This window comes from Rathayibacter sp. AY2B3, assembly GCF_002931755.1.
In the GTDB taxonomy this organism is placed as follows: Bacteria; Actinomycetota; Actinomycetes; order Actinomycetales; family Microbacteriaceae; genus Rathayibacter.
Genome location: NZ_PSUG01000030.1, coordinates 1 through 23,836, shown reverse-complemented (window position 1 = coordinate 23,836; position 23,836 = coordinate 1). Strand labels below are relative to the sequence as shown.

The window sequence follows — 23,836 nt, the reverse complement described above, 5'->3', positions numbered from 1 at the left end:
CGACCTCGGTTGCGGACGCGCTCGCGGCACGATGGAGGCCGGGGAGCCCGGACGGCGCTCCCGGGCGGTCGGTCCTCCCGGCCTCCGAGACGCAGGGGCGCCGGCGGGCGGTCAGTCGCGCGAGGTCGAGAACGCCGCGTCGAAGGCGTCGGCCGGCGGCGTGATCGCGTTGAGCTTCCGCACGAAGGCCAGGGCCTCCGGGGCGCCGTCGAGGCGATCCATGCCGGCGTCCTCCCACTCGACGCTGGTCGGACCGGTGTAGCCGATCGCGTTGAGCGCGCGGAACACCGGCTCCCACGGGACGGCGCCGTGCCCGGTCGAGACGAAGGTCCAGCCGCGGCGCGGGTTCGCCCACGGCAGGTGCGAGCCGAGGACGCCGTTGCGGCCGTCGAGGTTGGTGACCGACTCCTTCACGTGCACGTGGAAGATGTGGTCGGCGAAGTCGAGCACGAACGCGACGCTGTCGAGCTGCTGCCAGACGAAGTGCGACGGGTCGAAGTTGAAGCCGAACGAGGCGCGGTGGCCGATCGCCTCGAGGGTCCGCTGGGCGGTCCAGTAGTCGTAGGCGATCTCGCTCGGGTGCACCTCGAGCGCGTAGCGGACGCCGACCTCCTCGAAGACGTCGAGGATCGGGTTCCAGCGGTCCGCGAAGTCCTGGTATCCGGCGGCGATCCACTCGTCGGAGGCGGGCGGGAACATGGCCACGCCCTTCCAGATCGACGAGCCGGAGAAGCCGTTGACCTGCGTCACGCCGAGCGCGGCGGCGAAGCGGGCGGTGTCCTTGAGGTCCTGGGCGGCGCGCTGCCGGACGCCCTCGGGGTCGCCGTCGCCCCAGACGCGGTCGCTGAGGATGTCGCGGTGTCGCTCGTCGATCGGGTCGTCGCAGACCGCCTGGCCGGTGAGGTGGTTCGAGATCGCGAACACCTGCAGGCCGTTCGCGGCGAGCACGTCCTTCCGGCTCTGCACGTACTCCGCGTCGTCCCAGCGCGCCACGTCGATGTGGTCGCCCCAGCACGCGATCTCGAGGCCGTCGTAGCCCCACTCCCCCGCGAGGCGCGCCACCTCCTCGAACGGGAGGTCGGCCCACTGGCCGGTGAACAGGGTGATCGGTCGCGTCATCGCGGTGTCCTCACTCGAGTCGCCGCCCGGGTTGGCCCTCCGGGTGCCCTGGCGGCTAATTTGAAGTTCCACGCAACATATCAGGAGCACCCTGACGGAAGGAACGATCATCCGATCGATCGACCGCGCATCGTCGCGCGCCGCCCTCACCACCGCCACTCCCGCCCCGACATGGGAGGACGGCCTGATCGTCGGCAGCGGCCGCGTCGGCGCCGTCGCGCACGGCCCCGCCGACTTCCTGACCGTCCCGCTCGCCCACGAGCGCTGGTTCCTCCCCGTCAATCCGCGCCCCGACGCACCCGACCTCGCCGGTGTCCGCGACGAGCTGCGCGGCGCCCTGCTGGCCGGCGACTCCGACACCGGCACGGCCCTGCTCGCCCGCGCCGCCCGCGACAGCGGCTACGACGGCGGCCTGATCTGGACCGACCCGCTCGGCCTCTGCGCGACCGTCTCGCTGCGCACCCCCGGCGGCGTCGCCTCGGCGATCCGCCTGATCGATCCGCTCGGCGGCGAGACCGCGGTGGAGTGGACCGACGAGAACGGCGGCCGCCACGCCGTGCGCCTGCTCGCCCCGCACGGCGGCGAGGGCGTCCGGCTGGCTCTGGAGTCCTCCGCGGACACCGTCGTCACCGTCGAGCTCGCGCTCGGAGCCGGCGAGGCGACGTCGTTCGACACCGGCGTGCCCGACGCCTCGGCCGTGGTCTCGTCGCACGTCGAGGGCGGCTCCTCCGGGGTGCTCACCGCCGAGGCGGGCGAGGGTCCGACGGCGATCCGCGTCGTGACGCGGGCGACGAGCGGAGCGACGTGGCGCGTGGCCGGGGGCGCCGCCGTCTCGGACGTGGAGCTCTCCGCGGGGGTCGCCCGCGTGCTGCGGCTGGACGTCGCGATCGGCGCGGCTCCCGACGCCTCCGCCGACCTCTCGTGGGAGGAGCTGCGCGACGCCCAGCGCGAGGGGCACGGCCGGCTGGTCGGCGCCTCCGTGCTCGACCTCGACGGCGCCTCCGACGCGGAGCTGACCGAGGACCTGTGGGACGCCGCCCGTTCCGGCGACGCGGGCGCCCGCCGCCGCGTGGTCGAGCTGGCCTGGCTGAGCGGCCGGGCGAACATCGTCGCGTCCACCGGCGAGCTGCCGCCGACGCTGCAGGGCGTCTGGCAGGGGACCTGGCGGCCGGCGTGGTCGGCCGACTACACGCTGAACGGCAACGTCCAGAACGGCGCGATGGCGGGCATGATCCCGACCGGCACCCCCGAGCTCGTGCTCTCGCTGCTCGAGCTGGTCCTCCCGCACCTCGACGACTACCGCGACAACGCGCGCCTCGTCTACGGGGCCGAGGGGATGCTCCTCCCGTCGCGGATGTCGACCCACGGCCGCGCCGACCACTTCTCGGAGCACTACCCGCACCTCTTCTGGACCGGCTGCGGCGGCTGGGTGCTGCGCCTCGCCGCCGACGTGGTCGCCGCGACCGGCGACCGCTCGATCGTCGACGACCGCCTGTGGGAGCTGGCCGAGGGCGTCCTGCGCTTCGCCGAGACCGCGACGGTGGTCGTCGACGGGGTGCGGCGGATCGTCCCCTCCTACTCCCCCGAGAACACCCCCGGCGGGGAGCGGGTGCCGACGGCGGTCGACGCGACGATGGACGTGGCGGTCCTCCGCGACGCTGCCCGCGCGACCGCGCTGCTCGGACGCGCCCGCGGCGACGACTCCCTCGACGGCCGCTGGTCGCAGGTGGTGGCCGACCTGCCCGGCTACCGCGTGGCCGAGGACGGCACGCTCGCCGAGTGGATCGATCCGCGCTGGGGCGAGGAGATCGCGCACCGGCACGCCTCGCAGCTGTACCCGCTCTGGTACGAGCCCGACGCGGCGGTCGCGGGCGACGAGCGCCTCCGGGCCGCGGCGCTGGCGACCGTGCGGGCGAAGATCGCATGGCGGGCCGAGGCCCCCACCGCGCCCCCCGGCCGGATGGAGATGGCGTTCGGCCTCGTGCAGGTCGGCGTCGCCGCGGCGGTGCTCGGCGACGCGGAGTCGGCGCTGGTGTGCGCGGAGTGGCTGGCGGTCGACCACTGGTCGCCGGCGCTGACGACCCGCCACGACGCGGGCCGCATCTTCAACCTCGACGCGAGCGGCGGGCTGCCGGGCCTGGTCGCGGCCATGCTGCTCGGATCGACGGCCGACTCGCTGACCGTGCTGCCGGCGCTGCCCGCGGCCTGGCCGCGCGGCTCCGTGACGGGGCTGCGCGCCCGCGGCGGGCTGATCGTGGACGAGCTCTCGTGGGAGCCGGGCCGCGCCGTCGCGACGGTCCGGCGGGTCGCCGGGGCGGAGTGGCTGGCGCCCGCTGCAGGGACGCGCGTCACGGCCGGCCGCGCGGCCGTCCTGCGCGTCGACGGCTCCGCCGTGCTCGACGGCAGTGTGGCCTTCGGCTCCGAGCCGGTACGCCTCGAGCTGGAGTGGTCCGCCGGCTGAGCTGCCGCGCGTGCGGGCCCGCCGGGGCCGCGCCCTGCGCGCCCTGCCCTAGCGCCCGCCCTCAGCGCCCGCCGCGAGTATCCAGGAGTTGTCGCACTCGGCGCCCACTGCGACAACTCCTGGACAGTCGCGGCCCCCGGAGCCGCCGGCGCCGAGCGCGCGGCCGCGAGAGGGCAGAAGTCGTCGCACTCGGCGTCGAGTGCGACGACTCTTGAGTCGTCGCGGGAGCAGGGGCGGCGCGCTCGGCGTCGGACGGCGGGTTCAGGACCCCGGTGCCGCGTCGAGCTCTGTCTCGGAACGCGGAACGGGGCCCACGGCAGCCTCGCCGCGCCCGTCCGCCTCGCCGTCGGCGGCGAAGCGCCGCGACCGGAACAGCACCGCCACCACGCCCTCGATCACGGCCGCCGCCATGATGAGGATCGCGAACGGAACCAGCGACACCTCCGCGAATCCGCCCATCACCGGCATGACCAGCCCGGCCGCGGTGAAGCTCACCGTGCCGAGGATCGCCGTGACGCTCGCCGCCTCCCGTGACGGACCCTGCAGCGAGAGGAACTGCACGGCGGGCGCGCCCAGCGAGCGGCCGGCGAGCGCGAAGGTCAGGGCTCCCACGATCACCAGGAGCGGCTGGTCGCCGGAGAGCGACAGCACGATCAGCACGACCGAGCCCAGGGCGGTCACGATCGCGGAGGCGGTCATCGCCCAGCGGGCGCCGAAGCGCGGGATCAGCACGCGGCCCGTCGTCTGGCCGACGGCGATCGTGATCAGCGACGTGGCGAGGAAGAGCAGCCCGTAGCCGTCGGCGTTCACCCGGAACACGTTCGTGTAGAGGTACGGCGCCGTCGCCAGGCAGCCGAAGCCCACCGACCAGCCGGCGGCCGACGCTGCGGCGAGCGCCAGGATCCGCGGCCGGCGCAGCAGCCCGAAGGAGTTGCGGAGAGAGGGCAGCAGTCCGCCCTGGTGCCGCTTCTCGGGCGGGAGCGTCTCGGGCAGCACGAGCAGCGCGATCGCGGTCGCGACGGCTCCCCAGACCGCGACGACCAGGAAGGAGCCGCGCCAGTCGAGCACCTTGGTCAGCTGCGCGCCGAGCGAGGGCACCAGGATCGGGAAGACGCTCGTGATGACCGCCAGATTCGCGAGCATCGTCACCAGCCGCTTGCCGCTGTAGAGGTCGCGCACGATGGCGACGACCACCACTCCGGCCGCGGTGCAGGCCGCTCCCTGCACGAACCGCGCGGGCATCAGCACCGCGGTCTCGGTGGTGCTCGCCGCGACCAGGCTCGCCGCGATGTGCAGGCCCGCCGAGATCCCGAGCGGCCAGCGCCGGCCGACCGCGTCGCTGAGCGGTCCGGAGAAGAGCTGGCCGGCTGCGAAGCCGAAGGTGGCGCCGGTCACGACGAGCTGCGCCGAGGCGGCCGAGATCTCGAGGTCGGCGCCGAGCGAGGGCAGGAACGGGAGGACGAGGTCGATGGTGAGGGGCCCGAAGCCGACCAGCATCGCGAAGATCGGGAGCAGGATGCGCGCCGAGGGGACGGCGCGGGCGGCGGTGGCGCGGGTCACGCGGATCGGCCGAGCTGGGTCATGGGGCTCCTGTTCATCGGCTCCGGCCCTCGCGGACCGGCGACGTCGTGTCCGGCCGGGTCGCCTCCGGCCGGGTCGTGTCCGGCCGGGTCGCCTCCGGCCGGGTCGCCTCCGGCCGGGTCGTGTCCGGCCGGGTCGCCTCCGGCCGGGTCGGATCCGGCAGGATCGGGAAGTACACGGAGAACCGCTCGTCCCCGATCTCGTGCACCGGGCGGAAGCGGATCGACGCGGACTGCCCGATCGTGCGGTACCCGCGCAGCCACTGCGTCCACTGCCGCTCGTTGTCCGGCGCCAGGAGGGAGGCGGCGTCGTCGAGGGAGCCGCGGAGCGCGACCTCGCGGTCGACCAGCCCGGCGAGCACCGTGGCGCCCTCGACGAAGGCGACCGTCCCCGGCTCGTCCGGGATCGGCACGGTCCGCAGCTCGAAGGGGAACGCGAAGTCCACACTCGTCGCTCCGCCCGGGTGCTCGATCACGAGCACGTCCTCGCCGCGGCCCACCCGCTCGGTGTCGCCGGCCACGTGCGGCTCGTCCGCGATCCACTCCGGGATGCGCACCCGCACCCTCAGCGCGGCTCCCGACACCTCGACGCGCACCCGGGTCGCGGTCGGCCGGCGCGTGTCGCCCGCCTCCCCCGCGTTCGCGTCCGGGCCCACGTAGCCGGCGTTGTCGAGCACCTCGACCCGCACGGCCGTCTCCGCACCCTCGAGCGTCACGCGGGTGCTCGCGTCGACGTGCTGCGCGATGGTCACCCCCTCCTCGTCCGGGTAGAAGACCAGGTCGGAGTGGCGGGTGTGCGCCTGCACGAGCGTGCCGTGGCAGCACCAGAAGTCCTCGGTCGGCGTGCCCCAGTTCTTCGCCGCGCCGCCCTCGAGCGGCAGGAAGTAGGCGACCATCCCGGTCCGCGGGTGCTGCTGGGCGAGGATCCCGTTGACCAGGTTCCGCTCGATGTAGTCGGCGTAGGCGAGCTCGCCGGTCCAGCGGAGCAGCACGTCGGCCAGCCGGATCATGTTGTAGACCGTGCAGTGCTCCTGCGTCTTCTCGCCGCGGCGGGCGGCGAACTCGAACGGCGGCGTCCAGATCTCGCCCGAGGTCTGACCGCCGGTGCAGAAGGTGCCGCGGGCGGTGACCGCCTGGCGCCAGTACTCCTCCACGATCCGCCGCCAGCGCTCGTCGCCGGTGACCTCGTAGGCGCGCGCGGCGCCCAGCACCTCGGGGATCGTGGTGTTGGCGTGCATGTTGGTCAGCACGTCGCGCCCCTCGAGCAGTCCGTCGAAGAGGGAACGGCGGTAGTAGCGCTCCAGCAGCTCGGAGTAGACCGGGTCGCCGGTGATCGCGAGCAGGTCGGCCCAGACCTCGAGCATCCCGCCCGTCTCGACCTCCATGATCCGCTGGAACGCGTCGTCGTCGAAGCCGCGCACCCACTCCAGAAGAGGCGCGGTCGCGTTCCGCGCGAGGCGGAGAGCCCGCTCGTCGATGAGGTCGCGGTGCACGTCGACGAGGCCCATCAGCAGCTTGTGCATCGCGTACTGCGGCGCCCAGATCGGCCTGCCCTCGGCCAGGCGCCGGAGGAAGCGGGGCGGGATCGCCCAGATCCAGCCGTCGCCGTTCTCCTCCTGGCAGCGCTCCAGCCCGTCGAGGACCGCCTGCAGCTTCACGCCGAGGAGCGGATCCCCGGTGACCGCGGTCTCGCGCGCGGCGGCCGAGAGCCAGTGGCCGAGGAAGTGCCCGCGCAGCGCCCCGCCCGGCGTCTCCCAGCCCCAGTGCCGGGCCGCGCCGCGCGACTCCGGAGTGCCGAGCGAGGGCTGCAGGTGCCAGTCCTGGTCGCCGATGCCGGCCTCGAGGAGGAAGTTCTGCAGCAGGGCGTCGTCCTCGAGCGAGACGAGGTAGGCGCGGTTGAGCCGGCGCCGGGCGTCGAGGAGACCGTGCTCGAGGCGGGTGCCCTGGAGGGTGGGAGGGGTCGGCATTCGGGAGCTCCTCGTCGTTGATCGAGATCGATCTCTCACTGTACTCAGCCCGGGAGAGACGGTAGGAATGTCGTTATGAATCCGCCCCGGGTGATCCATGCCGTCGCCGCTGACGTCTCCGTCCTCCTCACCCAGACGGGAGGCGCGCTCCCCGTGCTGACCCACTGGGGCCCGCTGCTCCGGGCGAGCGACGACGATCTGATGGAATACGCCGGAACCCCTGTCCGCACAGGGATTGACGGGGATTCCGACGTGCCCTACGAGCCCTCGGTCCTCCCCGAGCACTCCTTCGGCTGGTCGGGTCTCCCGGGTCTGCGGGTGCATCGCGGAGGCGCCGGATGGTCGCCCCGCCTCGTCGTCACCGGCGTCTCGGTCGACGGGCGGGAGGTCCCGGAGGGGGCCGTCGTGCAGTGCGGCAGCGCGCTGATCACCGTGGAGGCGCGCGACGAGGAGGCGGGGATCGGGGTCGTTCTGGAGATCGATCTCTCACCCGCCGGACTGCTCAGGACCCGCGCGACCGTCCGCAGCACCGCCCCCGGTGTCCTCGAGGTGATCGGCGTCGACCCGGCACTGCGGATCCCGACCGAGGCCCGCGAGATCCTGGACTTCGCCGGCCGCTGGGGCACCGAGAAGATCCCGCAGCGCCACCCCGTCGCCATGGGCACCCACTCGCGCTCCTCCCGCCGCGGGCGCACCGGGCTCGACGCGACCACGGTCGTCGCGGTCGGCACCCCGGGCTTCGACGCCCGCTCCGGCCGGGTCTGGCTCTGCCACGTCGGCATCGGCGGCGACCACGAGCACGCCGTCGAGCGGACCGACGCCCACCTCGCGTTCCGGGGCGGCGAGCTGCTGCTCCCCGGCGAGGTCCGCCTGGCGACCGGCGAGAGCTACAGCTCCCCCTGGATCTACGGCAGCGTCGGCACCGGGCTCGACGACGCGGCCGCGCGGTACCACGCGTTCCTCCGCGCCCGCTCGCGCTCCTCCCTCCGCCCGCGCCCCGTCACGCTCAACGTGTGGGAGGCGGTCTACTTCGACCAGGACCTCGCCACGCTCAGCGAGCTCGCCGACCGTGCGGCCGCTCTCGGCGTCGAGCGGTACGTGCTCGACGACGGCTGGTTCCTCGGCCGCTCGGACGACCGCGCCGGCCTCGGCGACTGGACGGCCGACCCCGGGAAGTGGCCCGACGGGCTCTCCCCGCTCGCCGACCACGTGCGCGGGCTCGGCATGGAGTTCGGCCTCTGGGTCGAGCCCGAGATGATCAACGAGGACTCCGACCTCGCGCGCGCCCACCCCGACTGGATCCTGCGCGCCCGCGCCTCCGAGCTCCCCGCCCGCTGGCGCTTCCAGCAGGTGCTCGACCTCACGAACCCCGACGCCTTCGCGCACATCCTCGAGGCCCTCGACACCCTGATCCGCGACCTCGACGTGGCCTACCTGAAGTGGGACCACAACCGCGACCTGATCGATGCCGGCCACCCCGCCTCCGGAGCGCCCGCCGTGCACGAGCAGACCCTCGCGGTCTACCGACTGATGGACGAGCTGCGCGCCCGGCACCCCGCGCTCGAGATCGAGAGCTGCGCCTCGGGCGGCGGACGGGTCGACCTCGGGATCCTGGAGCGCACCGACCGCGTGCACACCTCCGACAACCACGACCCGCTCGACCGCACCCGGATGCTCCGCTGGACCGGCCTGCTCGTGCCGCCGGAGATGCTGGGCTCCCACGTCGCCTCGGAGGTCTCCTCCGTCACCGGCCGCACCAGCGACCTGCACACCCGCTGCGCCACCGCGTTCCTCGGCCACTTCGGCGTGGAGTGGGACCTGCGCGAGCTGAGCGAGGGCGACTCCGCCGTGCTCGGCCGCTGGATCGCCGCCTACCGCGAGCACCGGGAGCTGATCGCGACCGGCCGCGTGGTCGGCGACGGCGACGTCGACCCCGACTCGCCGACCCTGCGCGGCGTGGTCGCGCCCGACGGCTCCGAGGCGCTCTACACGCTGATGACGCCCGTCCTCTCGGCCGACACCCGCCACCGGATGCGCCTCCCGGGCCTCCTGCCCGAGGCGCGCTACCGCATCGAGGCGGCGCGCCCCGAGTCGCTCGGCCCCTGGTGGCTCAGCCCGCGCTGGCTGGAGGCGACCGTGCCGCTGGACAGCGCGGAGGAGGCGCCCTCCTACTCCGGCAGCCTGCTGCTCGAGGCGGGCCTCGACCTGCTCGCGTTCCACCCCGACCGGGTGGTCGTGCTGCGGCTCGTCCGCGTCGCCTGACGCGACCCCGCACCCGACCACCCCCGACCACCCCCGAGAACACTGGAGTCCTCCGTGCTCAGCACCGTCACCGTCGACCTCGACCGCCCCGGCGCCACCATCAGCCGCCACCTCTACGGCCACTTCGCCGAGCACCTCGGCCGGTGCATCTACGACGGCTTCTGGGTCGGCGAGGACTCGCCCGTCCCGAACGAGGGCGGGATCCGCCTGGACGTCGTCGAGGCCCTCCGCGCGCTCGACATCCCGAACCTCCGCTGGCCCGGCGGCTGCTTCGCCGACCGCTACCACTGGACCAACGGCATCGGCCCCCGCGAGGAGCGGCCCGGCCTGATCAACACGCAGTGGGGCGGAGTCGCGGAGGACAACTCCTTCGGCACCCACGAGTTCATGGCGCTCTGCGAGCTGCTCGGCGCCGACGCCTACATCTCCGGCAACATCGGCTCCGGGACGGTGCAGGAGATGGCGGACTGGGCCGAGTACCTCACCGGCGCGGGGAAGTCGCCGATGGCCGACCTGCGCCGCTCCCACGGCCGGGAGGAGCCGTGGACCGTCCGCTTCTGGGGGCTCGGCAACGAGACCTGGGGCTGCGGCGGCAACATGCGCGCCGGCGCCTACGCCGACCTGGCGCGGCAGTTCGGGACCTTCGTGCAGAGCGGCAACGACACTCCGCTCTACCGCGTGGCCGCCGGAGCCGACGGCGCCGACACCCACTGGACGCAGACGCTGATGGAGGTGATCCCCGAGATCGAGGGGCACCCCTTCTCCTCCGTGCCGTGGGAGTCGGTCTCGGTGCACTACTACACGATCGGCGGCAGCTGGCACGCGAAAGGCAGCGCGACCGACTTCGACGCCGACACCTACTGGAGCACGATCGTGGCCGCGCAGGGGATCGAGGAGCTGCTCCGCTCGCACGCCGCGGTGATGGACGTCCACGACCCCGAGAAGAAGTACGGGATGGTGCTCGACGAGTGGGGCACCTGGTGGGACGTGGAGCCGGGGACCCACCCGGGCTTCCTCTTCCAGCAGAACACCGTCCGCGACGCGATGGTCGCGGCCTGGCACTTCGACGTCTTCCACGGCTTCGCGGACCGCCTGACGATGGCGAACATCGCGCAGACGGTGAACGTGCTGCAGGCGATGCTGCTGACCGACCCGGACGGCGGCGAGATGGTCCGCACGCCGACGTACCACGTGTTCGAGATGAACAAGGGGCACCACGACGCGACGGTGCTGCCGACCACGGTCGCCGGCCCGACGCACGCGGTCGACGGCCGAGAGATCCCCGTCTCCTCCGCCTCCGCCTCCACGAAGGACGGTCGCGTCCTGGTCTCGCTGACCAACGTCGACCTGCAGGAGCCGCTCGAGATCGCCCTCGACTTCCGCGGCGGGACCGTGACCGGCGCGACCGGCCGCCTCCTGACCGCCGACCGGCCCGACGCGCACAACCGCCCCGGTGCCGCCGACGAGGTGAGCCCCGTGACCCTCGAGGGCGTCGAGACCACGGCGACAGGCCTCCGCGTCACGCTGCCCCCGCACTCCTTCGCGACCGTGACGCTGGAGCTCGCGTGATCGCCGCGCGCACGGAGGCCGCCCGCCGCCCGCCGATGGGCTGGAACAGCTGGGACTGCTTCGGCGCCTCGGTGACGGAGGAGGAGGTGCTCGCGAACGCCGAGTACCTCGCCGAGCACCTCCTGCCGCACGGCTGGGACACGGTCGTCGTCGACATCCAGTGGTACGAGCCCGACCCCGGCACGAGCGACTACCAGGACGTCTCGGAGCCGGTGCTCGACGACTGGGGCCGCCCGCAGCCCGCTGTCGGCCGCTTCCCGTCCGCGGCGACGGGCGGATTCACGGCGCTGGCCGCGCGCGTGCACGCTCTCGGCCTCCGCTTCGGCGTGCACCTGATGCGGGGCGTCCCCCGGCGGGCGGCCGAGCTCGGCCTGCCGGTGCTCGGGTCGGAGGCGACCTGCGCCGACATCGCCGACCGCGGCGACGTCTGCCCGTGGAACCCCGACGACTACGGCGTCGACATGAGCGTGCCCGGCGCGCAGCAGTACTACGACTCCGTGATGGCGCAGCTGGCCTCGTGGGGCGTCGACTTCGTGAAGCTCGACGACGTGCTCTACCCGCCGATCCAGGCGGAGGAGATCGCCGCGATCTCCCGCGCGATCGACGCGACCGGCCGGCCGATGGTGCTGAGCCTCTCCCCCGGCAAGCAGCTCTCTCTGGAGAACCTCGACCTGCTGCGCTCGAGCGCGCAGATGTGGCGGATCTCGGACGACTTCTGGGACGACTGGGCGCACCTGCACGAGCAGTTCCAGCGGGCCGCGCGCTGGGCTCCGCACCAGCGCCCCGGCGCCTGGGCCGACGCCGACATGCTGCCGCTCGGGCGGATCGGGGTGCGCGCCCACGTGGGCGAGGACCGGCTCTCGCGGTTCACGCCCGCGGAGCAGCGGACGCTCGTGACGCTGTGGTGCCTGCTCCGCTCGCCGCTGATGATGGGCGGGCACCTCCCGGACACGCCCGCCGACACCCTGGCGCTGCTGACGAACGGCGACGTCCTCGCGCTGCTCGGCAGCGACGGCAGCCGCGAGATCGTCCGCGACGGCGACCTGGTGGTGTGGTCGGCGTGGCGCGGCGACGAGCAGTGGCGCGGAGTGTTCTGGCTGGGCTCGTCCGCGCGGTCCTACTCCGCCCACCTGGCCGACCTGGGCTGCTCCGGCGCGACCTCGGCCGTCGACGTGTGGAGCGGCGCCGAGCTGCCGATCATCGGCGGCGCCGTCGAGCTCGAGCTCGAGCCGCACGGCTGCCGCCTGCTGCGCCTGGCCTGACGCGCAGGCGCCGGCCGGGCGGGCGGACGGGCCGGGCGGGCCGGCCCCGCCCGCCGTGCCCTGCCCTGCCCTGCCGAGAAGCCAGGAGTTGTCGCACTCGACGCCCACTGCGACAACTCCTGCACACTCGCGGCGGGGCTCGGGATCCCGGACGCCCGTCGCTCCTCCGCCGACCACCCCGACACTCCAGGAGTTGTCGCACTCGACGCCCACTGCGACAACTCCTGCACACTCGCGAGACCGCGGTCGGGAGGGATCCTGCGAGAAGCCAGGAGTCGTCGCACTCGACGTCGACTGCGACGACTTCTGCGCACTCGCGAGCGACGGCGACGCCGGACGCGCCGAGACGACGGAGGCCGTCGCACTCGCGCTCGAGTGCGACGACCTCCGGACGGTCAGGAGCGGGAGACCGCGGGTCAGGACTCCGTGTCGACGAGCGAGTCGAGGTGCGCGAGGTCCTCGGACGAGATCTCGAAGTCGACGTCGGCGTTCTCGACGATGCGCGAGGGCGTCGTCGACTTCGGCAGCGGCAGCACGTCCTTCTCGAGCAGGTAGCGGATGCAGAGCTGCGCCACCGACTTGTCGTACTTCGCGGCGATCTCCCCGATGTCGGAGTTGTCGAGCAGGCCGCCCGTCGCGAGCGGCGAGTAGCCCTCCACGAGGATGCCGTGCTCCTTGCAGTACGCGGTCGTCTCGTCCTGGGTGTTGCCGACGAACCAGCGGATCTGGTTGGCGTGCGGCACCACGTCCGTCGCCGCGATCAGCGACTCCAGATCGGCGACCTGGAAGTTCGAGACGCCGATGGCGCGCGAGCGGCCGGCCTCGAGGATCTCCTCCATCGCCTTCCACGCCGCGATGTTGCCCTCGCGGTGGTCGGAGCCCATGTCCTGCCAGGGCCACGGCGCGTGGATGAGGTACAGGTCGACGTGGTCGAGCTCGAGCGCCGCCATGGTGGTCTCGAAGCTCGCCTTCGCGCCCTCGTAGTCCTTCACCTCGGCCGGGAGCTTGGTGGTGATGAACACCTCGTCACGCGGGACGCCGCTGTCGCGCAGGGCTCGGGCGACGCTCGCCTCGTTGCCGTAGGCGCGGGCGGTGTCGATGTGGCGGTAGCCCGCCTCGAGCGCGGCGGTCGTCGCGTCGTAGGCCTCGGGGCCGTCGGGGATCTGCCAGGTGCCGAACCCGATCTTCGGGATGGCGACTCCGTTGGACAGCGTGAACGTGTCGGTCAGGGCGGGCATGACTCTCCTCTGCATCGGTCTTCTCCGCGGCCCGCCACCGGCGGCGCCGCTCCTTCCACGCTAGGCCGGGCCCCCGGCTCGCGCGGGCCCCTTGCGCTGTGCGCCTCCGGTGCTACGCGTCCGTCGCGCTCCCGGCCGCCGACCACGCCGATCCCGCAGAACCGCCGAAGTCGCAGGGCTCGCGCGCGAGCACCGCGACTTCCGCGGACTCGCAGGCCGGCACCGTCGGCACCGCCGGCGCGCCCCCGCGAGCGGCCGGCGCCTCCCCCCTGAGGCGCCGACCGCTCAGTCCCGCGCCACCGACCAGGGCGTCCGCAGCGCCCGCTCGGCGAGCAGCCGCCGCTCCCCCGTGATCGACACCTCCGCCGTCACCGCCGCGTCCGCCGCCGAGGCGCCGGCCGTCAGCCGCAGGGGCCCCGGGTCCACGGCGAGGCGGCCGTCCTCCCCCGTCACCGCGAGCCGTGCCGCGTCGACGTGGAAGTGCACCGTCAGCGTCTCGCCCACCGCGATCGGCACGCGCGCGAAGCCGATCAGCTGCGCGACCGGCCGCACCACCGCCGAGGTCGGGTAGCCCGCGTAGAGCTGCACCACCTCGACCGTGTCGGCGCCGTCGTTCCGGAGCGACACCGCCACGTCGAGCGATCCGCCGACCGGCAGCTCCGCAGCCGTCGCCAGCCCTAGGTAGCTGACGGAGCCGCGGGTCAGCCCGTAGCCGAACGGGTAGAGCGGAGTCGCGTCCAGCGCCGTGATCCCGGGGTTCGAGAGCCCGAGCGACGGCTGCAGGTACGTGGTCGACGCGGACGGGAGCCGCGGGATCTGCACGGGCAGGCGCCCGGTCGGAGCCACACGGCCCGAGAGGACGCCTGCGACCGCGGCCGCCCCGTCCGCTCCCGGGAAGAACGCCTGCACGAGTCCGCGCGCCGCTCCGAACGCCCCGAGCGCGTAGGGCCGGCCCGAGAGGACGACCACCACGGTGGGCACGCCGGTCTCGAGCACGGCCGTCACCAGCGGCTCCTGCGCTCCGGGGAGGCGGAGGTCGGCCGCGTCGCAGCCCTCACCCGAGGTGCCGTCGCCGAAGAGCCCGGCGATGTCGCCGACCACGACGACCGCCGCGTCGGAGCCGCGCACGAGGTCCACCGCCTCCTGCACGCCGTCGGTCGACGCGGAGGTGATCGAGCCGCCCTCCGCGAAGCGCACGCGCGACGAGCCGAACTCCTCCTGCAGCGCCGTCAGCACCGTCGGGATCGACAGGCCGAGATCGTGCCCGGGGTGCTTGGAGAGCACGTGGTTGGGGAACGCGTAGCAGCCGACCAGGCTGCGGAACTGGTCCGCGGCCGGTCCCACGACGGCGAGCGAGCCGGAGGACAGCAGCCCCGCGACGTCCTCGTCGCGCAGCAGCACGACCGACTCCTCCGCGATCCGCGCCGAGATCGCGCGGTTGCGGGCGCTGTCGAGGTCGACCTCCTCGGCCCCCTCGGGCACCAGCGGGCCGCCGTCGAGCAGGCCCGCCTCGAACTTGTGGCGCAGGTGCCTGACGACGGAGCGGTCGAGGTCGGCCTCGTCGACGACTCCCTCGCGGATCAGGCGCGGCAGCTCGCCGTACGCGGCCGTCTGCGGCAGCTCGACGTCGACCCCGGCGTGCAGCGCCAGGCGCCCCGCGTCGGCCGCGTCGACCGCGACGTGGTGCATGGCCTGGAGGAACGGCACCGCCCAGTAGTCGGCGACGACCGTGCCCTCGAAGCCCCAGCGGTCGCGGAGCAGCGTCGTCAGCAGGTGCCGGCTGGCGCTGCTGGGCACGCCGTCGATGTCGGTGTACGAGGTCATCACGCTGCGGGCGCCGCCGTGCCGCAGGGCGGCCTCGAACGGAGGCAGCACCGTGTCGGCGAGCTCGCGCGGCCCCATGCTCACGGGGCCGTGGTTGCGGGCGCCGCGGGAGGCGGCGTACCCGGCGAAGTGCTTCAGCGTCGCGACGACACCGGTCCCCTCCAGCCCGGCCACGTAGGCGGCGCCGAGCTGCGAGACCAGATACGGGTCCTCGCCGAGGGTCTCCTCCACGCGGCCCCAGCGATAGTCCTTCACGACGTCGACGACCGGGGCGAGGCCCTGGTGGATGCCGAGAGCGCGCATGTCCGAGCCGATCGCCTCCGCCATCTCGCCCACGAGCTCCTCGTGGAAGGTGGCCGCCCAGGCCAGCGGAGTGGGGAACGCGGTCGCGCCGTACGCGGCCAGGCCGGTCAGGCACTCCTCGTGCGCGATGGCCGGGATGCCGAGGCGGCTGCCGGCGACCACGCGCTCCTGCAGCTCGCGGAGCCGGCGGACGCCCTCCGCGACGGTCACCGGCTCGGTTCCGAACACGCGGGTCAGCTGGCCGAGGCCGCCGGTGAAGAGATCGCCGACCGCGGCGGGCCCGTCGTCGAGCTTCGGAGCGAAGTCGTCGGCGGAGTCGGTGAGCCAGACGGAGCCGAGCTGCGCCGCCTTCTCCTCGAGGGTGAGTTCCTGGGTCAGGAGGCGGGCGCGCTCGGCCGGAGGCAGAGCGCGGTCCCGCCAGTCCCGCCCGGGAGGACGCGCGGCGTCCGTCCCGGGCAGTGCTGGGGAAGCGTCGTGCATCAGCCCTTGAACGCCCCGTCCATGATCCCGGACACCATCCGGCGGCCGACGAAGAAGAACGCGATCAGCAGCGGGAGGGTGGCCATGAACGATCCGCCCATCGCCAGGGCGACGTCGATCGAGCGGTTGGCCTGCAGCTGCTTCAGCGCGATCTGCACCGTGAACAGCTCCGGCGACTTGAGGACGATGAACGGCCACATGAAGTCGTTCCAGACCGCGGTGAACGTGATCAGTCCGAGGACGAACGCCGCGGGGCGGACCACCGGGAAGGCGATGCGCCAGAACAGCTGCCACGAGTTGGCGCCGTCGATGCGGGCCGCCTGGATCAGCTCGTCGCTGACCGTCGTGGACATGTGCTGCCGCATCCAGAAGATGCCGAAGGCGCTGGCCAGGCCCGGCACGATGATCGCCTGGAGGGTGTCGACCCAGTCGAGCGCCGAGACGATCAGGTACTGCGGGATGATGCTCAGCTGCGCCGGCACCGTCATGGTCAGCAGCACGATCAGGAACAGCACGTTGCGGCCCGGGAACTGCAGCTTCGCGAAGGCGAAGCCGGCCATCGCGCAGAGGATCGCCGAGATGACGGCGATGCTCAGCGACACGATGAGGCTGTTCAGCATGGAGGCGATGAACGGGACGGTGTCGAACACCTTCTCGGCGATCGCCATGAAGTTCGTGCCCGGGTACAGGCGCGGCGGGATCGACGTGACGGCGGTCGCTCCGACCGATGCCACGACGAACATGTAGTAGAGCGGGAAGATCGAGACGAGCACCGCGATCACGAGGAAGACGTAGGTCGGCCAGCCGACTCCGCCGCCCTTCCCGCGCCGCTTCGGCAGCTGTGCCTTCTGGACCGCGGGGGCCAGCGTCTGCGGGACGGCCTGGTCGATCACATCCGACATCAGACGGCCTCCTTCCGGGTGCGGGTGGAGAGGTAGAAGTTGAGGAGGGAGACGAGGACCACGATCACGAACAGCACGACGCCGATGGCGGATCCGTAGCCGAACTTGAACTGGCCGAAGCCCTGCTCGTAGAGGAAGAGCGCCAGCGTCTGGCACTGCCGGCCGGCGCCGCAGGTGAGGCCCGATTCGGGAGCCACCAGGAGCGCCTCCGTGAAGATCTGGAGACCGCCGATGGTCGACATGATCACGGTGAAGACGATGATCGGGCGCAGCGCCGGGATCGTGAGGTGGCGGAACTGCTGCCAGCTGGACGCGCCGTCGACGGAGGCCGCCTCGAACATCTCGCGGGGCAGCGACTGCAGGCCCGCCAGGTAGAGGAGCGTGTTGTAGCCGAACCAGCGCCAGAAGACCATCGTCGAGATGACGATCCAGGAGCCGTAGTTCGTGGCGAGGAAGTTGATCGAGGGCAGTCCGAAGATGCCGAGGAACCAGTTGATCAGGCCGAAGTTCTTGTCGAAGATCTGCGCGAACACGATCGCGGTCGCCGCGACGGAGGTGATGTACGGCACCAGCAGCGCCATGCGGAAGAAGTTCGCCCAGCGGAGGCGGGCGTGGTTCAGCAGGTGCGCGAGGAAGAGGGCGAACAGCAGCTGGGGCACCGTGGAGATGATGAAGATGCCGAAGGTGTTGACCAGCGCGTTCCAGAACCGGGAGTCGGCGAAGAGCTGCTGGAAGTTCGCGATGCCGACGAAGGTCTGCTCGCCGATCGGGTTCCAGTCGAAGAGCGAGACGTAGAACGTGAACAGGAGCGGGAAGAGCCCGAAGACGATGAAGATGATGAAGAAGGGCGCGACGTACGCGTAGGGGGCGATCCGCTCCGAGAGGGAGTTGCGGATCCGCGCGGCCTTCTGGACCGGCGCGCTGGGCTGCTTGCGCTGCTTGCGGGGTGGTGCTGCTGTCACCGTTGACACGGGAGTACCTCCGTCGAGAAAGGGGGGAGGGGCCCGGCGCGCGAGGCGCCGGGCCGCTCGGGTGGGTGGGGCGATCAGCCGCCGATGGCCTGCTTGGCCGTGTCGAGTGCGGTCGACCACGCCTTGTCGGAGGTGACGTTGCCGGCCTCCAGCTCGACGAGGGTGTTGAGGAGTGCCCCGTTGATGGGGGTGGTGTCCGGTCCGTTGTAGAAGGACGGGAACTGCTCGACGGAGGTGGCCATGACCTCGCCGATCTTCGAGTCGCCGAAGAACGGGTCGGTGTACGACTGGACTTCTTCGCTCGCGACCGCCTCGGTGGCGGCGGGCAGCGTGCCCGAGGCCTTGAAGTGGTCGGTCTGGCCCTCGGCGGACATCATCGTCTTGATGTACTGCCAGGCGGCCTCGGGGTGCTCGGCGCGGGCGGGGATGGCGATGACGCTGCCGCCCCAGTTGCCGCCGATGCCGGGGACGCTGGTGACGCGCCAGTTGCCGGCGGTGTCGGGGGCGTCGGTCTTGATGCCGGCGAGGATCCACGAGGGGGCGATCGTCACGGCGAAGGCGCCGTTCGCGCGGCCCGGGGCCCAGCCCGAGGACCAGGCGGCGATGCCCGCGCTGATGCCGGCGTCCTTGGTGTCCACGGCGACCTGGAACGCGTCCTTCACCTGCGGGTTGGTGTCGTAGACCAGCTCGCCGTCGGGCGAGTAGTACTTCTCCGAGACCTGGTTGACGGTCGAGAAGAAGACGCTGGTCTCGATGTTGTCGACGAAGGGCTTGCCGGTCGCCTCGGTGTACTTCTTGCCGGTCTCGATGAAGGACGGCCAGTCCTTCCAGAGCTCGGCGACCTGGTCGGGCTCGGTCGGCAGGCCGGCCTGCTCGAAGAGGTCGGCGCGGTAGGCGAAGCCCAGTCCGCCGACGTCGGTCGGGACGCCCACGACGGAGCCGTCGTCGGCGGTCGCGGCGGACGCGGCCCACGGGAGGTAGGTGGAGGCGACGTCGTCGCCGCCGAGGGTGCGCAGGTCGAGGAAGTTCGAGCTGTTGGCGACGAACTGGGGCAGGTCGTCGTTCTGGATCATGACCAGGTCGGGCACCTTGCCGCCGGCGAGGGCCGCGGTGAGGGCGGTGGCGGTCTCGGTCGTGCTGCCGACCTCGGAGAGCTTGATCTTCGCGTCGGGCATCTTCGCGAGGTACTCGTCGACGCTGTCCTTGGCGTTGATGCCGGTGAAGGACCAGAAGGTGGCTTCGGCGTTCGGGTCGTCCGAGGCGCCTCCTCCCCCTCCGGACGAGCACCCGGTCAGGGTGAGCGCGACTACTGCTGCTGCGGCGGCTACGGCCGTCAGGCTTCTTTTCACGACAATTCCTCTTCGTTGGGGATTCGCAGGGTTTCGGTGAGGGCGGGCCTCAGAGAACGATCTCTTGGCGGCCAACCTAACCCGCCCGCGAGCACGACGCAAGCGAGAACCGGTCTCCGCGAGATAACGATCTCCGCCTAGTATCAAAGGGAAGTTTCGCAAATCGAGCAGTTCCGGACGGCCGCCCGCCGCCCCGTGCGAGTCTTCACCTCGACGCTCTCCCCACCGCGCTCCGCGGGGAGGCGCGGAAGCCGGAACCTCCCCTCGCAGAAGGAAGCAGCATGACTCGACCCACGCTGGTGGACGTCGCCCAGGCCGCAGGCGTCTCGCGCGCCACCGCCGCCCGGGTGCTGGCAGGCGGCACCAATGTCGACGTCCGGATGACCGCCGCGGTCGAGCGCGCCGCGAAGTCCCTCGGCTACGAGGCGAACAGCGCCGCCCGGATGCTCCGCGGCGGGCGGGCCGGGGCCATCGCCCTGATCGTCGCCTTCAACGAGCTCGACAGCCTCACCGGGACGTTCTTCACCTCGGTGCTGAAGGGCGCCGCGAAGGGCCTGTACGCCGGCGAGGTGCAGCCGGTGCTGCTGCCCGCCGACCACGACGACAGCGACCGGATCCCCCGCTTCCTCCGCTCGAGGGCCGTCGACGGCGCGATCGTGATCCTCCAGCACGAGATCACCCACCTCGCGCAGGCGCTGGCCGACTCCCCCGTGCCGATCGCCTGGGTCGGCCGCCCACGCGTCGCCCTTCCCGAGGACGCAATCGTCATCGACTCCGACAACTACGGAGGCGGACGCCTCGCCGCCCGCGCGCTCGCCGACTCCGGCCGTCGGCGCCTGGGCATCATCGCCGGCCCGCACGACATGGAGCCCGCCCGCGACCGCATCCGCGGCTGGCGCGACGAGCTGACCGAGCTCGGCCTCGACCACAGCCCGATCGTGCACGGCGAGTTCACCCTCGAGAGCGGATCCGCCGCGATGGCCCGCCTCCTGCAGCGTCACCCCGACCTCGACGGCGTCTTCGCCTCGTCGGACCTGATGGCCAACGGCGCCATCCGCGTCCTGCAGGCCTCCGGCCGCCGCGTCCCCGCCGACGTCTCCGTGATCGGCTTCGACGACGTCGTCATCGCGACCACCTCGGATCCGACCCTCACCACCATCCGCCAGCCGCTGGAGGACATGGGCCGCGTCGCCGCCGAGACCGTCGTCGCCGTCGTGCAGGGCCGCCCCGTCGACCGCCAGCCGATCCTCGCGACGACCCTCGTGCAGCGCGAGTCCGCATGACCCCGCCTCCCCCGCACCGCCTGGTCGTCAGCACCGACGCCGCGAACGAGGCCGACGACCAGTTCGCAATCGTCCAGGCGCTGCTGACCGAGACCCTCGACGTCCGCGGCCTCGTCGCCGCGCACTTCGGCCGGCCGGGCAGCATGCCGGAGTCGCGCGCCGAGATCGACCGGGTCGTCGGACTGGCGGGCTCCTCGGTCGTCGTCGTCGACGGCGCGGAGTCGGCGCTGCCCGCCGAGCCGTCCGACGGCGCCCGCCTGATCGTCGCCGAGGCGCTGCGCGACGAGAGCCGGCTGTGGATCGCCGTGCTCCCTTCACGCCCTCGAACCGCGTGGGGTCGTTGATCAGCAGCCGCTTGCCTTCAGCCAGGACCGCGTTGTTGGCGGTGTCCCACGCGACCCCGAGTCCCTCGGCGACACGTGCGACGGTGAGGTGTGCGACCACGATCCCTTCCAGCGCCCACCGCAGCCCGGTGCGCGAGAGCTTCGCGCGTGGCTCCGCCGCGGCGCTGGTGTTTTGGCGCCACACGTGTCCGCAGTCGGCACAGCGGTAGCGGCGCACTACAACTTCCAGCACGGTCGGTCGCCAGCCCAGCGGCTCGTGGGCCAACCGCCGGATCACGGTGTCACGAGCAGCGCCTTCGCTGCCGCACCGTCGGCACCACTGATCTGGTTCCACCACGCGGCACGCGAGGACCGCACGATCCGGTTCAAGTCGTTGTCCGGTCACGCTCAGACCGAGGCCGTCGAGTCGAGCGAAGGCGGTCAGGTCAGGGCGGCCGAAGCCGGCCGGCGGGGTAGCGTCGGACACGTCGAGGTCTTTCGGATGGATGGCGTAGGAACCTCCGTCGTCGGGAGACCTCGACGTCTATCTGCGGACCGACGCGCCCGGCCGACCTACACCGTCATCTGAGAAGACCCCTGAAACGTCTTCGCCGACGACGGGGCCGGCGAGGACGAGGGCGTGGTGAGCTAAAAGAATGGAGCTTGCTCGGCTTCGACGCCGCCGCAAGCTCCGGTGAAACGGTCGGTACTGGTCGGTCGTCGTCGGTCACCACCGGATGGCGGCGTCCTCCACGCTCGGCGTCTGCGCAGGTCAGCGGCTCGTTCGCCCAGTGGGCGCATCAAGCGATAAACGCAAAGCCGACGTGATTAGGTCGTCCGTTCGATTCCGACAGGCGGCTCCGGCGAACCGTTCTGGTGGTCGCGCGATGCGCTGGCCTCACGGCTCTGCCCGACACCGACGTCGCTCTCCTCTGCGACGGACCCCTCGCCGGCTGAGCGCTCGCGGCCGGCATCCTGTCCGTGTGCCGATAGGCCTCGCACCGCTCGGCAACGCAGCGTGGCGTTGCGTCGCGACCTGGCGACGGCTCGGCGGGGCGCGATCGTCTCGTGCGTTGGCGGACTACGGGAGCTTGGACGCGAGGACGTCGGCCGCCAGGATCTCGGGTGCTGCGCCGAGGAGGTGCTGGTTGGCCATCAGGGCTGCGACGATGGCGCCGTTGGCGTGGGCGTCGCGAGCGGCTTCGTCGGGGAATGCATCGAAGATCCAGAAGGTGTCGGCGTGGGTCCTGACCGCGAACCAGACAATCGTTCCTACTTCTTCGTTGGCGAGTGCGACAGCGCCGGCGAGCAGATCGGCGACCGCGTCGTGCTGTCCATCGGCCGCGACGATCTTGGCGACGAAGGCATACGGAAGTGATGCGGGTGTGGACATGAGGGACTCTCCTTGACGTCGGGGTTCTTCGTGGGACGAGTTCAGCGTATGACGAGCGAGGACCGGTGGGGAGTGGCGTATACGGCAGTATTGCTATTGTTTACGTCATGCGTATCGGACTGATCGCGATCGACGGCTGCTTCGGTTCGGCTATCGCGTCGATCATCGACATCGTGCGGGTGGCCGACGGAGCCCGCGGCGATGTCGACCCGCGGATCGACCCAATCGAACTCGCCATCCTCGGACCGAAACGGCGAGTGACCACGACGGCATCGATGACCCTGTCGGTGGACCACCCGCTGTCGGAGTCCGGAGAGTTCGACGTGGTCGTCGTCCCTGCGCTTGGAACCCTTACGGCCGCCGCTACCAACGACGTCCTCCAGAGCCGAGATGCTCGTTCGGTCATCGCCTCGCTCGGGCGCCTCGACGAGGCGACCACCCGGATCGCCGCGGCGTGCACCGGCGTGTTCGCTGTCGCCGAGACCGGACGGATGCATCATCGGAGGGCGACGACCAGCTGGTTCCTGGGGCCGGAGTTCCTGAAGCGCTATCCGACCGTCGCCCTCGATCTCGACACCATGGTCGTGGTCGACGGGAACCTCGTCACCGCCGGCGCCGCGTTCGCCCACATCGACCTCGCGCTCTCACTCGTGCGATCGATCAGCCCCGACCTGGCCCAACATGTCGCCAAGCTCCTCATCATCGACGAGCGTCCGTCTCAGGCGGCCTTCGTCGCCTACGAACATCTCCGGCACGAGGACCCGATCGTCGTCGAGTTCGAACGCTTCGTGCGCGCCCGCCTGGACGAACCGTTCAACGTCGCCTTCGTCGCGCAGTCGCTCGGCACCAGCCGGCGCACCCTCGAACGACGAGTCCGTGCGGCGCTCAACCTCACTCCGCTCGGCTTCGTCCAACGGCTTCGCATCGAACGAGCTCGGCACCTCTCAGCAACCACGGACTTCACCTCCGCCGAGATCGCGCTACGGGTCGGCTACGCGAATGCCGAGACTCTGCGCTCCCTCCTGCGCAGGGAGCGACGCCGTTCCTGACCTATCGCCATGCCTGTAGCCGGTGTCCTAGCGCTCGACTGGAACCACCTCTCAGCACGTCGCGTCGACGCTCCTGCGTCGCCCCTGGACGACCCACTCGACACGCCCGCAGCACAGGTCATGTGACGTGTCCCGGCTTCCCGGACGGTCGGGGTTGGGTGGCTGTGATGTCGCTGCGTTCTCGTCGAGGGGGTCAGCAGACTCGATCAGGGTCGACTGGGATGAGACGCGAAGGCGGTCAGGTCAGGGCGGCCGAAGCCGGCCGGCGGGGTAGCGTCGGACACGTCGAGGTCTTTCGGACGGATGGCGTAGGAACCTCCGTCGTCGGGTGACCTCGACGTCTGTCTGCGGACCGACGCTCCCGGCCGACCTACACCCTCATCTGGGAAGAGCCCGTTTGAGGCTGTAAGTGAACACCGTGTGCCCGGACAGCGTCAACGGACACGGCAAGCTGCAACGCCAGCTCAGCGAGGCTGGAATGTCGGACGGCGAGGTCGGCGA

At 72.0% G+C, this 23,836-nt stretch carries 16 protein-coding genes and 1 pseudogene; 7 read left to right on the top strand and 10 right to left on the bottom strand.

The features are described from left to right. Positions 1-111: 111 nt before the first annotated feature. The gene (locus tag C5C24_RS11145; RefSeq protein WP_104304977.1) at positions 112-1,119 is read right to left on the bottom strand and encodes a sugar phosphate isomerase/epimerase; all 1,008 of its coding nucleotides are present in this window, start codon (positions 1,117-1,119) and stop codon (positions 112-114) included. A gap of 520 nt (positions 1,120-1,639) precedes the next feature. Here C5C24_RS11145 and C5C24_RS11140 point away from each other — a divergent pair. Next, entirely contained in the window at positions 1,640-3,580 is a 1,941-nt protein-coding gene (locus C5C24_RS11140) for a glycoside hydrolase family 95-like protein (protein ID WP_104304976.1), read from the top strand. A gap of 261 nt (positions 3,581-3,841) precedes the next feature. Here the strand turns inward: C5C24_RS11140 and C5C24_RS11135 are convergent, their stop codons facing one another. Together C5C24_RS11135 and C5C24_RS11130 are read right to left on the bottom strand one after the other, a co-directional pair. Continuing rightward, positions 3,842-5,140 carry an MFS transporter gene (locus tag C5C24_RS11135; protein ID WP_104304975.1) on the bottom strand — a complete coding sequence of 433 codons (1,299 nt, stop codon included), beginning with the start codon at positions 5,138-5,140 and terminating at the stop codon, positions 3,842-3,844. A 34-nt stretch (positions 5,141-5,174) separates the two neighbouring features. Continuing rightward, complete coding sequence (locus C5C24_RS11130; protein WP_181135524.1) at positions 5,175-7,127, bottom strand: beta-L-arabinofuranosidase domain-containing protein; 1,953 nt, start codon at positions 7,125-7,127, stop codon at positions 5,175-5,177. Positions 7,128-7,202: 75 nt separating this feature from the next. Here C5C24_RS11130 and C5C24_RS11125 point away from each other — a divergent pair, with 75 nt between their 5' ends. From C5C24_RS11125 to C5C24_RS11115, 3 genes are read left to right on the top strand one after another with little or no spacing between them, the layout of a single operon-like run. After that, the gene (locus C5C24_RS11125; protein ID WP_104304973.1) at positions 7,203-9,389 is read left to right on the top strand and encodes an alpha-galactosidase; all 2,187 of its coding nucleotides are present in this window, start codon (positions 7,203-7,205) and stop codon (positions 9,387-9,389) included. A gap of 54 nt (positions 9,390-9,443) precedes the next feature. Further along, positions 9,444-10,958, top strand: coding sequence for an alpha-N-arabinofuranosidase (locus C5C24_RS11120; RefSeq protein ID WP_219812868.1), 1,515 nt, complete (start codon positions 9,444-9,446; stop codon positions 10,956-10,958). Continuing rightward, a complete protein-coding gene (locus C5C24_RS11115; RefSeq protein WP_258065182.1) occupies positions 10,955-12,220 on the top strand; it encodes a glycoside hydrolase family 27 protein in 1,266 nt (421 codons plus the stop codon). The genes C5C24_RS11120 and C5C24_RS11115 overlap by 4 nt, the downstream gene beginning before the upstream one ends. Positions 12,221-12,636: 416 nt before the next feature. Here the strand turns inward: C5C24_RS11115 and C5C24_RS11110 are convergent, their stop codons facing one another. The 5 genes from C5C24_RS11110 to C5C24_RS11090 form a co-directional block, all read right to left on the bottom strand. Next, complete coding sequence (locus C5C24_RS11110; RefSeq protein WP_104226493.1) at positions 12,637-13,458, bottom strand: aldo/keto reductase; 822 nt, start codon at positions 13,456-13,458, stop codon at positions 12,637-12,639. A gap of 285 nt (positions 13,459-13,743) precedes the next feature. Next, complete coding sequence (locus tag C5C24_RS11105) at positions 13,744-16,065, bottom strand: glycoside hydrolase family 3 N-terminal domain-containing protein (protein ID WP_104304971.1); 2,322 nt, start codon at positions 16,063-16,065, stop codon at positions 13,744-13,746. Then, complete coding sequence (locus C5C24_RS11100; RefSeq protein WP_104281419.1) at positions 16,065-16,967, bottom strand: carbohydrate ABC transporter permease; 903 nt, start codon at positions 16,965-16,967, stop codon at positions 16,065-16,067. The genes C5C24_RS11105 and C5C24_RS11100 overlap by 1 nt, the downstream gene beginning before the upstream one ends. After that, positions 16,967-17,929 (bottom strand): carbohydrate ABC transporter permease, encoded by a 963-nt coding sequence (locus C5C24_RS11095; protein WP_104224677.1) that lies wholly within the window; start codon positions 17,927-17,929, stop codon positions 16,967-16,969. Before C5C24_RS11095 ends, C5C24_RS11100 begins: the two co-directional genes overlap by 1 nt. Before the next feature lie 83 nt (positions 17,930-18,012). Beyond that, positions 18,013-19,287, bottom strand: coding sequence for an extracellular solute-binding protein (locus C5C24_RS11090; protein ID WP_104226495.1), 1,275 nt, complete (start codon positions 19,285-19,287; stop codon positions 18,013-18,015). A 281-nt stretch (positions 19,288-19,568) separates the two neighbouring features. Between C5C24_RS11090 and C5C24_RS11085 the strand changes: the two genes are divergently transcribed. Beyond that, complete coding sequence (locus C5C24_RS11085) at positions 19,569-20,570, top strand: LacI family DNA-binding transcriptional regulator (RefSeq protein ID WP_104238437.1); 1,002 nt, start codon at positions 19,569-19,571, stop codon at positions 20,568-20,570. Further along, positions 20,567-20,914, top strand: a complete 348-nt coding sequence (locus C5C24_RS17960; protein ID WP_104304970.1) for a hypothetical protein — start codon at positions 20,567-20,569, stop codon at positions 20,912-20,914. Before C5C24_RS11085 ends, C5C24_RS17960 begins: the two co-directional genes overlap by 4 nt. Here C5C24_RS17960 and C5C24_RS11075 read toward each other — a convergent pair. Next, positions 20,883-21,380, bottom strand: a pseudogene (locus tag C5C24_RS11075) (ISL3 family transposase); the annotation flags it as partial. The gene C5C24_RS17960 and the pseudogene C5C24_RS11075 overlap by 32 nt on opposite strands. A 594-nt stretch (positions 21,381-21,974) precedes the next feature. Further along, entirely contained in the window at positions 21,975-22,286 is a 312-nt protein-coding gene (locus C5C24_RS11070) for a putative quinol monooxygenase (RefSeq protein ID WP_033107114.1), read from the bottom strand. A gap of 107 nt (positions 22,287-22,393) precedes the next feature. Between C5C24_RS11070 and C5C24_RS11065 the strand changes: the two genes are divergently transcribed. After that, the gene (locus C5C24_RS11065; protein ID WP_053548963.1) at positions 22,394-23,335 is read left to right on the top strand and encodes a GlxA family transcriptional regulator; all 942 of its coding nucleotides are present in this window, start codon (positions 22,394-22,396) and stop codon (positions 23,333-23,335) included. The last annotated feature ends 501 nt before the right edge of the window (positions 23,336-23,836 follow it).

What these genes read in the sequence shown, in the direction of transcription:
- C5C24_RS11145 (WP_104304977.1), bottom strand. Translation starts at nt 1,119, where the DNA reads ATGACGCGACCGATCACCCTGTTCACCGGCCAGTGGGCCGACCTCCCG.
- C5C24_RS11130 (WP_181135524.1), bottom strand. Translation starts at nt 7,127, where the DNA reads ATGCCGACCCCTCCCACCCTCCAGGGCACCCGCCTCGAGCACGGTCTC.
- C5C24_RS11125 (WP_104304973.1), top strand. Translation starts at nt 7,203, where the DNA reads ATGAATCCGCCCCGGGTGATCCATGCCGTCGCCGCTGACGTCTCCGTC.
- C5C24_RS11110 (WP_104226493.1), bottom strand. Translation starts at nt 13,458, where the DNA reads ATGCCCGCCCTGACCGACACGTTCACGCTGTCCAACGGAGTCGCCATC.
- C5C24_RS11105 (WP_104304971.1), bottom strand. Translation starts at nt 16,065, where the DNA reads ATGCACGACGCTTCCCCAGCACTGCCCGGGACGGACGCCGCGCGTCCT.
- C5C24_RS11100 (WP_104281419.1), bottom strand. Translation starts at nt 16,967, where the DNA reads ATGTCGGATGTGATCGACCAGGCCGTCCCGCAGACGCTGGCCCCCGCG.
- C5C24_RS11085 (WP_104238437.1), top strand. Translation starts at nt 19,569, where the DNA reads ATGACTCGACCCACGCTGGTGGACGTCGCCCAGGCCGCAGGCGTCTCG.
- C5C24_RS17960 (WP_104304970.1), top strand. Translation starts at nt 20,567, where the DNA reads ATGACCCCGCCTCCCCCGCACCGCCTGGTCGTCAGCACCGACGCCGCG.
- C5C24_RS11070 (WP_033107114.1), bottom strand. Translation starts at nt 22,286, where the DNA reads ATGTCCACACCCGCATCACTTCCGTATGCCTTCGTCGCCAAGATCGTC.
- C5C24_RS11065 (WP_053548963.1), top strand. Translation starts at nt 22,394, where the DNA reads ATGCGTATCGGACTGATCGCGATCGACGGCTGCTTCGGTTCGGCTATC.